14 protein-coding genes and 5 tRNA genes are annotated in these 14,039 nt (G+C 72.2%); 11 read left to right on the forward strand and 8 right to left on the reverse strand.

All coding sequences use genetic code 11. From position 1 onward, the window contains the following. Window positions 1-167: 167 nt before the first annotated feature. A complete protein-coding gene (locus tag ACGF4F_RS01400; RefSeq protein WP_393073741.1) occupies window positions 168-2,174 on the forward strand; it encodes a GTP-binding protein in 2,007 nt (668 codons plus the stop codon). Here the strand turns inward: ACGF4F_RS01400 and ACGF4F_RS01405 are convergent. Continuing rightward, on the reverse strand, window positions 2,152-2,763 hold the full coding sequence (locus tag ACGF4F_RS01405; protein WP_393073743.1) for a DUF6058 family natural product biosynthesis protein: 612 nt from the start codon (window positions 2,761-2,763) through the stop codon (window positions 2,152-2,154). The two genes, ACGF4F_RS01400 and ACGF4F_RS01405, sit on opposite strands and share 23 nt — an antisense overlap. Before the next feature lie 266 nt (window positions 2,764-3,029). Between ACGF4F_RS01405 and ACGF4F_RS01410 the strand changes: the two genes are divergently transcribed. The 5 genes from ACGF4F_RS01410 (at window position 3,030) to ACGF4F_RS01430 (ending at window position 5,179) form a co-directional block, all read left to right on the forward strand. Beyond that, window positions 3,030-4,346: a hypothetical protein gene (locus ACGF4F_RS01410; protein WP_393073746.1), complete on the forward strand. Its 1,317-nt coding sequence runs from the start codon at window positions 3,030-3,032 to the stop codon at window positions 4,344-4,346. Between the two features lie 178 nt (window positions 4,347-4,524). Further along, complete coding sequence (locus ACGF4F_RS01415) at window positions 4,525-4,647, forward strand: hypothetical protein (protein ID WP_357435688.1); 123 nt, start codon at window positions 4,525-4,527, stop codon at window positions 4,645-4,647. A 73-nt stretch (window positions 4,648-4,720) separates the two neighbouring features. Next, a tRNA-Trp gene (locus tag ACGF4F_RS01420) sits at window positions 4,721-4,792 on the forward strand. Between the two features lie 213 nt (window positions 4,793-5,005). Next, a tRNA-Glu gene (locus tag ACGF4F_RS01425) sits at window positions 5,006-5,078 on the forward strand. Between the two features lie 27 nt (window positions 5,079-5,105). Next, window positions 5,106-5,179: transfer RNA gene (locus tag ACGF4F_RS01430), tRNA-Gly, on the forward strand. A 593-nt stretch (window positions 5,180-5,772) separates the two neighbouring features. On the opposite strand, the gene ACGF4F_RS01435 is transcribed toward ACGF4F_RS01430, so the two are convergent. Beyond that, window positions 5,773-6,330, reverse strand: a complete 558-nt coding sequence (locus tag ACGF4F_RS01435) for a dihydrofolate reductase family protein (protein WP_357435686.1) — start codon at window positions 6,328-6,330, stop codon at window positions 5,773-5,775. A gap of 445 nt (window positions 6,331-6,775) precedes the next feature. On the opposite strand from ACGF4F_RS01435, the gene ACGF4F_RS01440 reads away from it, so the two are divergent. From ACGF4F_RS01440 to ACGF4F_RS01450, 3 genes are all read left to right on the forward strand, one after another. Then, a complete protein-coding gene (locus tag ACGF4F_RS01440; protein ID WP_393073750.1) occupies window positions 6,776-7,975 on the forward strand; it encodes an RtcB family protein in 1,200 nt (399 codons plus the stop codon). 38 nt (window positions 7,976-8,013) lie between these two features. Beyond that, a tRNA-Arg gene (locus tag ACGF4F_RS01445) sits at window positions 8,014-8,086 on the forward strand. A gap of 24 nt (window positions 8,087-8,110) precedes the next feature. After that, window positions 8,111-8,183: transfer RNA gene (locus tag ACGF4F_RS01450), tRNA-Gln, on the forward strand. 70 nt (window positions 8,184-8,253) lie between these two features. Here ACGF4F_RS01450 and ACGF4F_RS01455 read toward each other — a convergent pair. Both ACGF4F_RS01455 and ACGF4F_RS01460 read right to left on the reverse strand, forming a co-directional pair. Continuing rightward, on the reverse strand, window positions 8,254-8,622 hold the full coding sequence (locus ACGF4F_RS01455) for a DUF3037 domain-containing protein (protein ID WP_357435682.1): 369 nt from the start codon (window positions 8,620-8,622) through the stop codon (window positions 8,254-8,256). Further along, window positions 8,619-9,377: a HipA family kinase gene (locus ACGF4F_RS01460; protein ID WP_357435680.1), complete on the reverse strand. Its 759-nt coding sequence runs from the start codon at window positions 9,375-9,377 to the stop codon at window positions 8,619-8,621. The genes ACGF4F_RS01455 and ACGF4F_RS01460 overlap by 4 nt, the downstream gene beginning before the upstream one ends. Window positions 9,378-9,539: 162 nt before the next feature. Between ACGF4F_RS01460 and ACGF4F_RS01465 the strand changes: the two genes are divergently transcribed. Further along, a complete protein-coding gene (locus tag ACGF4F_RS01465) occupies window positions 9,540-9,758 on the forward strand; it encodes a hypothetical protein (protein WP_357435678.1) in 219 nt (72 codons plus the stop codon). Between the two features lie 8 nt (window positions 9,759-9,766). Here the strand turns inward: ACGF4F_RS01465 and ACGF4F_RS01470 are convergent, their stop codons facing one another. The 4 genes from ACGF4F_RS01470 to ACGF4F_RS01485 form a co-directional block, all read right to left on the reverse strand. After that, window positions 9,767-10,657, reverse strand: coding sequence for a Gmad2 immunoglobulin-like domain-containing protein (locus ACGF4F_RS01470; RefSeq protein ID WP_393073755.1), 891 nt, complete (start codon window positions 10,655-10,657; stop codon window positions 9,767-9,769). After that, window positions 10,645-12,042 (reverse strand): HAMP domain-containing sensor histidine kinase, encoded by a 1,398-nt coding sequence (locus tag ACGF4F_RS01475; RefSeq protein ID WP_357435674.1) that lies wholly within the window; start codon window positions 12,040-12,042, stop codon window positions 10,645-10,647. Before ACGF4F_RS01475 ends, ACGF4F_RS01470 begins: the two co-directional genes overlap by 13 nt. Window positions 12,043-12,048: 6 nt before the next feature. Continuing rightward, the gene (locus tag ACGF4F_RS01480) at window positions 12,049-12,729 is read right to left on the reverse strand and encodes a response regulator transcription factor (RefSeq protein WP_073833575.1); all 681 of its coding nucleotides are present in this window, start codon (window positions 12,727-12,729) and stop codon (window positions 12,049-12,051) included. Between the two features lie 92 nt (window positions 12,730-12,821). After that, window positions 12,822-13,376 carry a hypothetical protein gene (locus ACGF4F_RS01485; RefSeq protein ID WP_357435672.1) on the reverse strand — a complete coding sequence of 185 codons (555 nt, stop codon included), beginning with the start codon at window positions 13,374-13,376 and terminating at the stop codon, window positions 12,822-12,824. A gap of 239 nt (window positions 13,377-13,615) precedes the next feature. Here ACGF4F_RS01485 and ACGF4F_RS01490 point away from each other — a divergent pair, with 239 nt between their 5' ends. Continuing rightward, the gene (locus ACGF4F_RS01490) at window positions 13,616-14,035 is read left to right on the forward strand and encodes an NUDIX domain-containing protein (RefSeq protein WP_357435670.1); all 420 of its coding nucleotides are present in this window, start codon (window positions 13,616-13,618) and stop codon (window positions 14,033-14,035) included. The last annotated feature ends 4 nt before the right edge of the window (window positions 14,036-14,039 follow it).

The raw sequence follows: 14,039 nt of genomic DNA on the forward strand, positions 1-14,039 counted from the left end.
CCCTAGCCAGTCGACCGTCACCCGTCCGGGTTAATCGCTTGCCCGCGTTGCGGCGCCGTTGTGCAATCCCACCACTACACCCGCAGAGCGAAGGAGCCACGAGATGCGAGCCGCGTCCATGTCCCACCAGAAGGGAATGACCGCCTACCCGGAGGACATGACGCTGCGTGAAAACCCTCAATCTCGGCATCCTCGCCCATGTCGACGCTGGTAAGACGAGTCTGACGGAACGGCTGCTGCACAGCGCCGGCGTCATCGACGAACTCGGCAGCGTCGACGACGGCAGCACCCGTACCGACACCCTGACGCTGGAACGGCAGCGCGGCATCACCATCCGCTCCGCCGTCGTCTCCTTCCCCGTCGCCGGGGTCACCGTCAACCTGATCGACACCCCCGGCCACCCGGACTTCATCGCCGAGGTGGAACGCGCCCTCGGCGTGCTCGACGGGGCGGTGCTCGTCGTCTCCGCCGTGGAGGGCGTCCAGGCCCAGACCCGGGTGCTGGCCCGCACCCTGCACCGGCTCGGCATCCCCACCCTGATCTTCGTGAACAAGGTGGACCGGGCCGGCGCCGACCCGGACCGGGTGCTGCGGCAGATCGTCGACCGCCTCACCCCGGACGTGGTCGCCCTCGGCCAGGTCGACGCTCCCGGCACCCCCGCCGCACGATGGGTGCCCGTCCGGCCGGACGACCCCGGCCACACCACCCGGCTGGTCGACCTGCTCACCGCGCACGACGACGCGCTGCTCGCCGCGTACGTTGCCGACGAGCGGGCGGTGACCCCGGCCCGGCTGCGGGCGGCGCTCGCCGCCCAGACCGCGCGGGCCCGGGTGCATCCCGCGTACGCCGGCTCCGCCATCACCGGCGCCGGGGTCGACGACCTGATCGCCGGCCTCGCCGAGCTGCTGCCCGCCGCCGACGGCGACCACCAGGCCCCGCTCTCCGGCACCGTCTTCAAGGTCGAGCGCGGCCCGGCCGGCGAGAAGATCGCGTACGCCCGGATCTTCGCCGGGACCGTACGGGTCCGCGACCGGATCCGCTACCGGCGGGACCGCGAAGCCAAGGTGACCGGCCTCGGGGTCTTCGCCGGTGGCGAGGCGACGCCCGCGGACTCGGTCGGCGCCGGCCGGATCGCCCGGCTGCACGGCCTGGCCGATGTCCAGGTCGGTGACCCGCTCGGTACCCCGCCCGACCGCCCGGCCGGCCGCCACCACTTCGCCCCGCCCACCCTGGAGACAGTGGTCCTACCCGTGCGGGCGGCCGACCGACCGGCCCTGCACGCCGCCCTCGCCCAGCTCGCCGAGCAGGACCCGCTGATCAACCTCCGCCAGGACGACCTGCGCCAGGAGATCGCGGTGTCCCTCTACGGCGAGGTGCAGAAGGAGGTCATCCAGGCCACCCTCGCCGACGAGTACGGCGTCCCGGTCAGTTTCCGGGAGACCACCACCGTCTGCGTGGAACAGCTGCTCGGGGTCGGCGCCGCGGTCGAGTGGATCGGCCGGGACCCGAACCCGTTCCTCGGCACCGTCGGGCTTCGGGTGGAGCCCGGCCCGCTCGACAGCGGCGTCGAGTTCCGACTCGGCATCGAACTCGGGTCGATGCCGCTGGCGTTCCTCAAGGCCATCGAGGAGACCGTCCGGGACACCCTGCGGCAGGGGCTGCACGGCTGGCAGGTGATCGACTGCGTGGTCACCCTCACCCACGGCGGCTACTGGGCCCGGCAGAGCCACTCGCACGGCGTGTTCGACAAGAGCATGTCCAGCACTGCGGGCGATTTCCGTAACCTGACGCCACTGGTGCTCATGGCCGCGCTCAGCCGCGCCGGCACCCGCGTCCACGAGCCGGTGCACCGGTTCCGCCTGGACCTGCCGGCCGACATGTTCGGCACGGTCCTGCCGGCGCTGACCGGCCTCGACGCGGTGCCCCGCACCGCCACCCCGCACGGCAGCGGATACCTCGTCGAGGGCGAGGTGCCGGCCGGGCGGGTGCACGCGCTGGAACAAAGGCTGCCCGCGCTGACCCGGGGCGAGGGGACCCTCGAATCGGAGTTCGACCACTACCGACCGGTCCGCGGCCCCGCCCCCAGCCGGCCCCGCTGGGACCACGACCCCCTCCACCGCAAGGAGTACCTGCTCGCCGTGGCCCGCCGGGTCACCGCCCGCCCGGAGCGGTGACCCGGCGCGGATACCGGGCCCGCACCGCCTCGATGCAGGTGTCCCGCGAGGTCGGGCCGCCGAACCGGAGTCGGTCGTACCCGGTGAACTGCGGCTCCAGCGCGTCCAGCTCGTCGACCAACGCATGCAGTTGGTCCAGCCAGCCCGCCGACCCCGCGTCCGGCGCGGCCGGCGCCGCCTCGATCGCCGCGCACAGCTCATCCTTGCGCCGGATCTTCCCCGGCGTCACCGAGCGCAGGCACACGTACCGCCCGCTCAGGTAGGCATCCCACTCGGCCGCGCCCTGCGCCGGGTCGGTCCAGTGCCCGACGAACCACTCCGCCAACAGCTCCGTGCCGCCCGCCCGCTCCGCCAGCGCGAACAGGTCGGCCGGCACCATCTCCGCGCCGTCCGAGCGCAGATAGCCCGGCAACGGCAGCCGCCGGTCCAGCATCAACCGGCGTACGTCGTCCGGGTCCCGCCCGCTCGCCGCGCACAGCTCCGTCAGCACCACGAACTGACCGCTGACGTAGACGTCGTCCGCCGCCGTCATCGGGTGCTCCCCGTTGACCTCGCGAAACCGCTTCGCCACCCGACGCCGCAACTCCATTCCGGCCTTCCTTCCTCCGATGCCCGGCGACAGGCTAGGCGCCGCATTCTTCGGTGCCCGCCGAACCGTCTGCAGGAACACGCCGCGATGCCCCGCCGTGCAGCGGAGACCCGGGCACGGCTCAGCTAGGTCCCAGATCCCGGCGAACCCACGCTGTCGGACCCCAGCGGTAGCGTGGGCCCGCCCGGACGTGGGGAGGACGAATCATGGCAAAAGGCCGGGAGAAAGTCAGCGTCACTTGCGCCGACTGTGGCCAAACGCGATCCGTGCGTGCGGCACTCGTCCGCGGCTTCGACGCGTTGGTATGCGCCCGCCACCGCCTCCTCGACCCGCCGGCCTCACTGGTCGTGCCCGACGGCCACCTCGTGGCCGTCACCCCGAACATCGCTGGTTACTTCACCGGCTACACCGTCAGCGAACCGACCCCCGGCCAGGCACGCTCGATCTGGCGCGCCACGGCGCTCGCCGCCGCCGCGACCGGCCGCCCCGCCCCACCGCCGCCACCGGACGACGACGTGTCGGCCTGGCAGCCGGTCATCGACGCACTCACCGCCAAACTCGGCCCTGACGGCTGGGAACTCGCTGACGCCGACTCCGAGCGCGGCCGCCGCGGCCGGGTGTGGACAGTAAAGATCTACACCGACTTCGGCTGGGCCGGATTCCTCGAAGGGTCACCGCGGCAGATCGCCGCAGACCTGGCCACGATCCGCGACGACTACGCCCGACAGACCGCCGCTGCCGGACTGAACTGCCCCCGCTGCGACGCCGACCTGTCCCCAACCGCGCCCGCCAGTCGCTGCGACTGCGGCTCGATCGCCTGGCAGCCGGTCGCCTGGAGGGCCCACGACCCGGTCTCCGTGATTGCCGACGCGCTGGCCTACATCGACGACGTCCCACCGTATGAGGTCGCCGCCGAACAGGTGTTACTCACCTGCCTGCTCGAACCCCACATCGACTGGAAGCTCGGCGAGCAGCGGTGGCCAGCGGTCAATTTCGACGGCATCGCAGAGGCCCTGCGGGTGCTCGTCCCAGACGCGCGCTGGGCGACGATCGGGGAACGGTTGCGCGCCGTGCTGCCGGTCGGTGCCCGCTGGGAGGGCGGCCGAGCCGCGCAACTGCGCCAGGCAGCGAGCGCCCTGGGGTACGAGTTGGTCCGCACCCACCCGATCGACGACCTGCGCATCCCCTGCCTGGTGGCGGGCGACGACACCGCCCGCGGCCTACCGAAATGGTTCGACGTCACCGCTGCCGGCGAAGGCTGGCAGATCCAGATTGACGCTGACGCCGGGCGGCTGCGGCAGCGGTGCGTCGACGACCATCCGGACGTGGACGACGAAGACCTCGGCGAGGCCATCGACCAGGTGCTGGACGACCTCATGCTCTCCGACGGCGACGTCACGTGGGCGGTAGCCACCTATTGGTGGGAAGGCGCCCTCGCGATCGCGCGCCCGATCGACAACCCATGCGACGTCGCGGCGCTGTCCGCAGCACTGCACGAGGGCGTCGAGGCGGTAGCTGCCCTCCACGCCACCGTCACCACCCGCGTCACCGCCTTCTTGCGCGATGCCGACGAAACGCAATGAGCAGCCTGATGTTGAGGGATCTCGATGCCCCGGCTCGCCGACTCGTCGTCCTCACCCTGGCCGGCCTGCGCCGGCACCGGCTGACGGCGGGTGTACGAATATCCATTGCGGTCGGCCCGCCGGCACGCCTACCGTGAGCGGGCAACGTCAACCGGTACCACCACGCAGGGAGCACACCGTGTCGCAGCAGAACCGCACCCAGGCCGAGCGGCCCACGCCGCGTGGCGGTGCCCTGCTGGTCGAACTCGGCCTGGGCCCCTGCCGACGGCAGCGGTGGCAACCAGGGTGGTGGCGCGCCTAGCGCCAGCGCGAAAACCGCGCAGCCGCCCGCCCCACGACCAGGGACCGGGCGGCTTTTTCGTCACCCCGCTCCGAGGGGCGTAGCTCAACGGAAGAGCACCGGATTCCAAACCCGACGGTTGCAGGTTCGAATCCTGTCGCCCCTGCTTCACCCCGTCCCGGCTGCCCGCCGGCGACGTCGCATCTTCTCAACTCCACAGTGGACGAAATGAGTACTGTCCCGGCCCGGCGTCCCTCCCGACGCCGGCCGGGCCTCCGGGACGAGGGAGCTGGCTGACCCGCTCGCCTTGGGCGCGAGAGACACGCGGTTCGATTCCGCGGTCCCGGACTTTCGCGGACGGCAACCCGCCGTCCCGCACGGGCCGTTGGAGCAATTGGCAGCTCACCCGGTTCTCACCCGGGAGGTCACGGGTTCGAGTCCCGTACGGCCTACGCCGGTCCCACCTCCGGGACCACCTCGCGGTTGTAGCGCAGTCAGGCAGCGCGTCACCTTGCCATGGTGAAGATCGCCGGTTCGAATCCGGCCAGCCGCGACCCGCCTAAGTTCACGGGAACTGAAGTTGCTTCAAACGAACTTAGAACCCCTCCAACGCCTGGACCAGCACCTCGCCTTTATGTTCCGGATGAAGTTCAGCAGGCCTAGACCGGAGCGTCGTCAGACGGCGGCCTTTTCGGGCGTCCTGCGTAGTTCCCGGAGGAGTCCAGTCGTCGATGCCGTCGGGCCAGGGTGCGGGGCGTCCCTGGTCATCCCAGAAGCCGGTTTCGACGCCAGCGTCGACCAAGTCAGCGTTGAGGGCCGCCCGTTTGGCTTCGGTCGTGGAAACGGGGCCCAGATGGGCGTCCTTTCTGGGCCAAGGTCGGAGTATTTCTCGATGGGCAGTGTGCGCGAGTTTGGGTCCCGCGCTGGAGGCACCGGCGGGTGGGCGCAAGCATGTCGCTCACCCGCCGGGGCCGCCGGTGATGCTGGGCATGATGGACGGGCCATGATCCTCTGTCGCTGGCGACATCCACGGAGCCTCCGACCGGCTCTTCGGAGACGTACTCGCTTTCGAGAAGTCGTTCGGCGCGGCGAACGCGAGGAGGACGCCGCGCTGCCGGTGAGCTGGCGGCGATCGACTCCTGCGATTCAGCGCACGCGGCGGTAGTGCATGGCCACCACGCCGTTGCGGAGCGGCTCCGCCGAGACCAGCTCGAGCTGGCGCGTGCCGGGCAGCCCGCCCTGGTACAGCGTCGGGCCGTGGCCGGCGATCCTGGGATGGACGAGCAGCTTGTACTCGTCGATCAGGTCCAGCCGGTCGAGCTCGGTCGCGAGCTTGCCGCTTCCGAGGAGGACCCCGGACGGGGTCGCGTCCTTGAGCTTCTGCACGCCCTCGCGCAGATCGCCGGCGATGTGGTAGCTGTTGGTCCACGGGAAGTCCTTGCGCGTCGACGACACCACGTACTTGGGTTTGGCCTCCAGCTTGACCGCCCAATCGCGCATGGCCGGCGGCGCCGCCTCGTCGCCGCGGGCGACGGCCGGCCAGTAGCTCTCCATCATCTCGTAGGTGACGCGACCCCACAGCATGGCTCCGGCTTCGTCCATGAGGCGGGTGAAGAGGGCGTGCGTCTCGTCGTCGGCGATCCCCTCCTGATGGTCGACGCAACCGTCCAGGGTGAGGTTAAGGTTGAAGGTAAGGAGTCCCATGCCCGGCGACTCTAACGCCACTACGGCGTCGCATCAGCGAGCTCGAGTACAACACGCCCCGTCTCGTTGACGTCGTCGGTCTGACGAGCCTGCGCTCGCCTCCTCCATGCGGAGATCATGGCTCGCTCGCTGCCGACTGTTGCACGACCCATGGCGATAAGGCCAAGCACCCACGACCAGGGCGGGTCCTAGACTCACGCGCCATGAAACCCGCCAGAGGGCGCCGGGACCCAAACTTGCGCCCAGTCGGGACCGCTACTCGCGCTCAGAACCACCTGGTCATCCCAGATTTCAGAAATCCTGAAACTTTGTCAAGATCTCCTGCGTCTCGCATGTGGCCGGCGAGGTGCTGGTCAAGGCGTTGGAGGGGTTCTAAGCCCGTCCTGAAGCAACTTGAACCTGGGCGACATCCCACAATCCGACATCCCTCGACCAAGGAGACACGATGGGTTACACCCCACTGGCCGGCACCCGGGCGCCGGTCCGGGTCTGGACCGACCCCTACAGCATCGAGGCGCAGGCGGCCAAGCAGCTGCGCAACATCGGCGCACTGCCCTGGGTACAGGGTGTCGCCGTCATGCCGGACGTGCACTTCGGCAAGGGCGCCACCGTCGGCTCGGTCATCGCGATGCGCCAGGCCGTCTCGCCGGCGGCAGTCGGCGTCGACATCGGCTGCGGCATGTCGGCGGTACGTACCTCGCTCACCGCGGCCGACCTGCCCGACGACCTCGCCCCGCTGCGTGCGGCGATCGAGGCGGCCATCCCGGTCGGCTTCGCCATGCGGGACGACGCGGTCGACCCGCGCCGGGTTCGCGGCCTGGAGCAGGGCGGCTGGGACGACTTCTGGCGGCGCTTCGGCACCCTCGACCGGAAGGTGGCGCAGCTGGAGACCCGGGCCCAGCGCCAGCTGGGCACCCTCGGCGGCGGCAACCACTTCATCGAGGTCTGCCTGGAGCAGGGCGGCCCCGACGACGGCCAGGTCTGGCTGATGCTGCACTCCGGGTCCCGCAACATCGGCAAGGAACTCGCCGAGCGGCACATTTCGGTGGCCCGCGGGCTGCCGCACAACGTCGACCTGCCCGACCGGGACCTCGCGGTGTTCCTCGCCGGCACGCCGGAGATGGACGCCTACCGGCGGGACCTCTGGTGGGCGCAGGAGTACGCGCGCCGCAACCGGGCCGTCATGCTCGCCCTGCTCTGCGGGGTGGTGCGCGACGCGTTTCCGCACGTGACGTTCGGCGAGCCGACCAGCTGTCACCACAACTACGTGGCGGAGGAGACGTACGACGGGGTGGACGTGCTGGTGACCCGCAAGGGCGCCATCCGGGCCGGCAAGGGCGACCTCGGCATCATCCCGGGGTCGATGGGCACCGGCTCGTACATTGTGCGTGGCAAGGGCAACCTGGACGCGTACTGCTCGGCGTCGCACGGCGCCGGGCGCCGGATGTCGCGCGATCAGGCGAAGCGGACCTACAGCACCGCGGACCTGGCGGCGCAGACGGCCGGTGTGGAGTGCCGCAAGGACGCCGGGGTGGTGGACGAGATCCCCGGCGCGTACAAGGACATCACCCAGGTGATGGCGCAGCAGGAGGACCTGGTCGAGGTGGTGGCGCACCTCAAGCAGGTGGTCTGCGTGAAGGGTTGACCAGACCGGCGTCCCTCGGGGGAGGGCGCCGGTCGCCCGCCCCGGTGGCGCAGCGGAGAGCGCGCCGAAATACGAATTCGGAGGGCCCAGGTTCGAATCCTGGTCGGGGCACGGTACGCCGCTCGGCGGACACCATGCGAGCTGGTGCAAGTCGGCAGCACATCCCTCTCTGGAAGGGAAGGTGGAGGTTCGAGTCCTCCGCTCGCAGCGCACATGGGTTCGAATCCCACCCGGGTCTCGACCTGCCGTCCACTGTGAAAGTGCGCTGCGCCGCCGGCTCAGCGCACCAGCGTCTCCAGCAGCCGGTCCAGCTCCGCCGCCGGGTCGGCGGTGAGGCCGGTGTGCACCGGCCCAGCCTGGATCATCGTGCTGCGCGGCGCGACCAGCCAGCGGAACCGCTCGCCGTGCCGCATCCCCGCCGACGGGCCGGCCCCCACGCAGGTCCGGTCCCACGAGTCCAGCGCCGCCGCGACCTCGGCCAGGTCCACGTCGGGCGCGAGCGCCCGGGCCCGGTCGGCGTCGAGGTGGGTACGCGCGCCGAGGAAGTCGAGGGCCTGGCAGTAGAGGATCACCCCGACGTTGATCTGCTCGCCGCGCTCGATCCGGGGCACCAGCCGGATCACCGCGTACTCGAAGGGCTGCCTCATGCGACGCTCTCCTGCGGCAACCAGTCGGCGGTGCGGGTGAGCCGCCGGGTGAGGTGGTTGGTGTACGCGGCCCGGGCCGCGTCGGCGGAGTCGAAGTCGGGGCCGGTCAGCCATTCGTCGGGGACCAGGGCCAGCACCTCGGTCAGCAGTGGGGGGGTGACCCGTGGTGCCAGGTCGGCGTCCGCCTCGGCGAGCCGGGTGGCGTACGGGGCGAGCACGTGGTCGTCGGCCCGGTACGGCCGGTGCACTGCCGCCTCGGCGCGCGGCCAGTTGTGGTGGAAGTAAAGGCAGGCACCGTGGTCGATCAGCCAGAGCTGCCGGTGCCAGATCAGCAGGTTGGGGTTGCGCCAGCTGCGGTCGACGTTCTCGGTGAACGCGTCGAACCAGAGCACCCGGGAGGCGAGGACCGGGTCGACGGGGTGCGCCATGGGGTCGTAGCCGAGCGCGCCGGGCAGGAAGTCCATCCCCAGGTTGGCGCCGCCGCTGCCGCGCAGCAGTTCCTGCACCTCCTCGTCCGGTTCGGCCCGGCCGATCACCGGGTCGATGTCGAGCACGACCAGGCGGGGCACCGCCAGCCCGAGCCGGCGGGCCAGTTCCCCGCAGATCACCTCGGCGACGAGGGCCTTCGGGCCCTGTCCCGCGCCGCGGAACTTCGCCACGTAGGTGCCGAGGTCGTCGGCCTCGACCACGCCGGGCAGCGAGCCGCCCTCGCGCAGCGGGGTGACGTATCGGATTCCGGTGACCTGGCGGAGCACGAGCCCACCCTAGCGCCGCGGCCTTCGGCGTTCGGCGGGTGTCCGGTGGGACGCGGCACGGTCCACCGTGCGTGATCGCCCGTCCCCGGGCGGTGGGCGGCGACCTGGGTCTCAGGCCGCTAACGCGCCCGCACGGCCCTCGGCTTCGCTACGGTGAGTAGCGTGGCGATCGTGAAGCTGCGCCTGCGGGGCGGGCCGTACGACGGGATGAGCGTGGACTGGGACGTGCCGGATGCGGATGATCCGCCGACGACGTACCAGCTCAAGCTGCACGGACCCCATGAAACGACGGAGACCGTCGAGTATCGCCGAGTGGAGCGGGTGCCGGAGGCCGCGGCCGAGTCGTGGATCTACGAGACGCCTGCGGCCGCCACCGGGTAGGACGAGCTCTACCCGCCGGCGGTCAGGACGACGGGAACCGTCACGACGTTGATCCGGGAACCGTCCCGGGCCGACACCTCGTACACCTCGATGGTGCCTGGTCCGGTGCGGTCGAGCCGGTAGCCGACCCGTACCCGGTAGTCGCCCCGGCAGCCGGAACCGCACGTCGCGGTGGTGAACGCGGTGCCCACCTCCCGGCCGGTGGCGTCCAGGACCCGGGCGCTCACCGTCGCCTCGAAGACGTCGGCGGTCCCGGTCACCGTCACGGGGCTGGTGATTCGGTCGCCGATCGCCGGTCCGGTCACCACGATCGGCGGCAGCAGGTCGGCGAAGTCGCCGCGGGCGCCCGGCGCGGTGTCGTTCGGGGCGAAAGCCACCCGGCGCACGGTGGGGAACTGGGTCAGCGTCCAGACCACCTGGGCCCGGCGTAGCCGGACGCTCGCCGCGTCGTCGCCGTCGAAGCCGGCCGACGGGACCAGTGTGGCCACCCCGCCGGCGATGCGGCTCACCTGCGTGCCGGCCGGGACCAGGGTGGTCATGCCGGTGGCCGTCTCGGCGAGGGACGGGCCGGCGGCCAGTTCGGTGAGTGCCAACCGGGAGGTGGCCGGGGTGGCGGGCAGCGTACGCCGAGTCGGCACGAGCTTGCCGCCTCGGGTGAACCAGAGCTGCAGGGTGACCGTCCCGTCTGGGCTGGGCTCCTCGACGCCGGTCGGGGCGGCGGGCGTCGACGGGCGGGTGGTGGGGGAGACGGTGGCGGGTGTGCGTCCCGCGCCCGTCGGCGTGGTGCCGGCGGTCCGGGAGGCTCCGGCGGGGGCCGGGCCGAGGGTGCCGGTGTGGGCCGGCGCGCAGCCGGCGGTGAGCAGGAGCAGCGCCGTGAGCGGGGCGATCAGGCGTCGCACGAGTCACCTCCTCCGGTGAGGGGCAGTTCGAGGCGGAAACGGGCGCCGTGGCCGATGTCGCTGTGTGCCGTCAGCTGTCCGCCGAGCAGTCGGGTGTTCTCCTGGGCGATGGCCAGGCCGAGGCCGCTGCCGGGTCCGGTGCGGGCCGGGTCGACCTTGTAGAAGCGGTCGAACAGGTGTGGCAGGTGCTCGGCGGGGATGCCGGGGCCCTGGTCGGTGACCTCGACGACGATCGTCTCGCCGGTGTGCCGTACCTCGGCCCGGACCTCGCCGCCGCCGTGCTCGACCGCGTTGGACACCAGGTTGGCCAGCACCCGTTCCAGCCGGCGCGGGTCGGTGCCGGTGGGGGGTGCCTCCCCGGCGACGGTCACCCGGTCTGTCCAGCCCCGCGCGTCGACGATCCCGCGGAGCACCGCGACGGTGTCCACCGGCCGGATCGACACGGGTTCCCGGCCGCCGTCGAGGCGGGAGATCTCCATCAGTTCCTCGACGAGCCGGCGGAGCCGGACCACGTCGGTGACGAGGAGTTCGGCGGCGCGCCGGGCGTCGGCGGGGAGCGCGTCGAGCTGGTCGGCGAGCAGCGACGCCGCGGCCACCAGGGCGGTGACCGGGGTACGCAGTTCGTGCGCCACGTCGGCGGTGAACCGCCGCTCCCGGGTCTGGGCCCGGGATAGCGCCTCGATCTTCGACTCCAGCGCCTCGGCCATCTCGTTGAACGACGCGGCCCACGCGGAGAACTCGTCGCGGCCGCGTACCGGCAGCCGGGTGTCCAGCAGCCCTTCGGCCACGGCGCGGGCGGCCCGGCTGGCCCGGCCCACCGGTTCCAGGGTGCGCCGGGCGAGGGTGTTGCCGACTGCGGCGGCGAGCAGCACCACCGCGATCCAGCCGACCGCCAGCGCGGTGCGGAGTTGGTTGAGGCCGTCGGCGAGGTCGTCCTCGACGGTCACCACGTACAGCTCGGCGGTGGAGCCGGGGATCCGGCCGCCAACCACGAGCAGGTGCGGCCGGGCGCTGCCGGGGGAGCGTTGGAAGCCGAGTTGCCCGGCGGCGACCGCGTCCCGCAGGGCCGGGCCGGGCGTCGGCGCGTACCGGGGGTTCGACGCCTGGGTGTCGCCGGCGACCAGCAGCACGTGCCGTCCGTTCTGCTCGAAGCTGGCCAGCAGGTCCGCCCGGCGGGTGTCGGTCAGCGGCAGGAACTGGGCGGCGAGGACGAGCTGGTAGCGGGCGTCGGCGGCGGCGCGTTGCAGCGAGCCGTCGAACCGGGCCTGCCGCAGCATCAGGTACGACCCGCCGGCGAGCGCGCCGGCGGAGACCCCGGCGACGAGCACGAACGCGATGACGAGCCGGCGCCGTAAGCGCCCGGGGGTGACCCTGCCCGCCGTCATCGCCCGTCACCCCGTCGACAGTTTGTAGCCAGCGCCGCGGACCGTCCTGATCAGCGTCGGGGCGCCGGGGTCGTCCTCCACCTTGGCGCGCAGCCGTTGCACCGCCACGTCCACGAGCCGGGAGTCACCGAGGTAGCTGTGCCCCCACACCCGGTCGAGCAGCAGTTCGCGGGTGAACACCTGCCCGGGCCGGCGGGCCAGCTCCAGCAGCAGCCGGAACTCGGTCGCGGTGAGGGTCAGTTCGCGGCCGGCCTTGCGGGCCACAAACCGGGCCGGGTCGATCTCCAGCGGCCCGGCCGTCACCGTGGTGTCGGTGACCGGGGCGACGGTGCGGCGCAGCACGGCGCGAACCCGGGCGACCAGTTCCGGGAGGTCGAACGGTTTGCGCAGGTAGTCGTCGGCGCCGCATTCCAGCCCGACCACCACGTCGATGGTGTCGGTGCGGGCGGTGAGCATCAGGATCGGCACCTGGCTGGTCCGCCGGATCTCCCGGCAGACCTCGAAGCCGTCGAGGCCGGGGAGCATCACGTCGAGCACGATCAGGTCCGCCGGCCGGGCCCGCCACGCGGCGAGGGCCGCCCGTCCGTCCGCTGCGGTCTCCACCCGGAATCCGGCCCGCCGCAGACCGAGGGCGGTGACCTCCCGGATGGAGGCATCGTCCTCGACGACCAGCACGCGGCCCTCCATGGCCACCGAGGGTAGCCGGGTGCGACGTTGTGGGGTGCTGGCGCAACGGTCGGTGATGGGGACCCGGTCGGCCCCCATCACCGCCGACGGGCTCAGGCCTGCCACCGGTGGGCCACGTCGAGGACGATCCGGCTGTGCGTACCGGGGCCGTCGAGCACGAAGACCCGGTACGGCAGCCGGGCGCGGACGCCCACGGCGAAGGTGGTGTAGCCCTCGAAGCTGCCGCCGAAGACCACGTCCCGCAGGGTTCGGTAGCCGAGCGGGTTCGCGGCGTGCTCACCGGTGCGGTACGGCACGGTGGCCACGCGGTTCCCGTCGTACGCCGGGGCCCGCAGCGAAACCCGCAGCAGCGCGCCACCCGCGGTGTACGGGGACAGCGCCAGCCCCTGCCCCTCGGTGTAGGTCTCCCCGTACGCGACCGACCAGCCGTCGGCCGGGCCGGCGAACTCGAAGACCACCCGGTCCCAGCAGCCGTGCTGGCCGGTGCGGACCTCGACCAGCGGGGCGGTGCTCAGCTTGCCGCCCGCCTTGGCCGTGCTGCCCCAGGTGATGCCGCAGTACGGCGTGGCCGCCGCGGCGCCGCCGACGCCGGCGACCAGCCCGCCGAGCACGACGACCAGGGCCAGAAGTGCACTCCTGAGTCTCATCGCTGTCCTCCTGTCGATGCCCGGGACGAGCACCGGACCGTCTCCGGTGGTCCCGTGCGCTCGACGGTCGACCCGCCGTGCCACGGTGGCTTCGCAGCGGCGTAACCACCAGGTAACAGCGCCGGCCGCCTGACCAGGGCGGGCCGTGCGGTTCCTGCGCTACGCCCGGACCAGCTCCGCCGAGGCGTTACTGGCCGGGGCCGGGCCGGCCGGGCAGACCGGTCGCGCAGAATGAGTTGATGTCCGCGCGTACCCCATCGGTGTCCTGCGTCTTCGTCTGCCACGACCGCGCCGGCCGGCTGCTGCTCGCCCGGCGCGGTGCCGGTGCCCGCGACGAGCCGGGCACCTGGGACACCGGCGCTGGCGCGCTCGAGTTCGGTGAGACGTTCGAGGCGGCCGTCACCCGCGAGGTCGGCGAGGAGTACGCCACGTCACCGCTGGCGATCACCCTGCTCGGGGTGCGCAACGTGCTGCGCGACGACCCGCGCTCGCACTGGGTGGCGGTGGTCTTCGCGGTCCTGGTGGACCCGGCCACGGTCGCCATCGGCGAGCCGCACAAGTTCGACCGGCTCGGCTGGTACACCCGCGACGCGCTGCCCACGCCGCTGCACTCGCAGCTCGCGCCCACCCTGGCGCTGCTGCCGGACCCCCTGACCTGACCTC

Source organism: Micromonospora sp. NPDC047740 (assembly GCF_043204735.1).
Taxonomy (GTDB): Bacteria; Actinomycetota; Actinomycetes; order Mycobacteriales; family Micromonosporaceae; genus Micromonospora.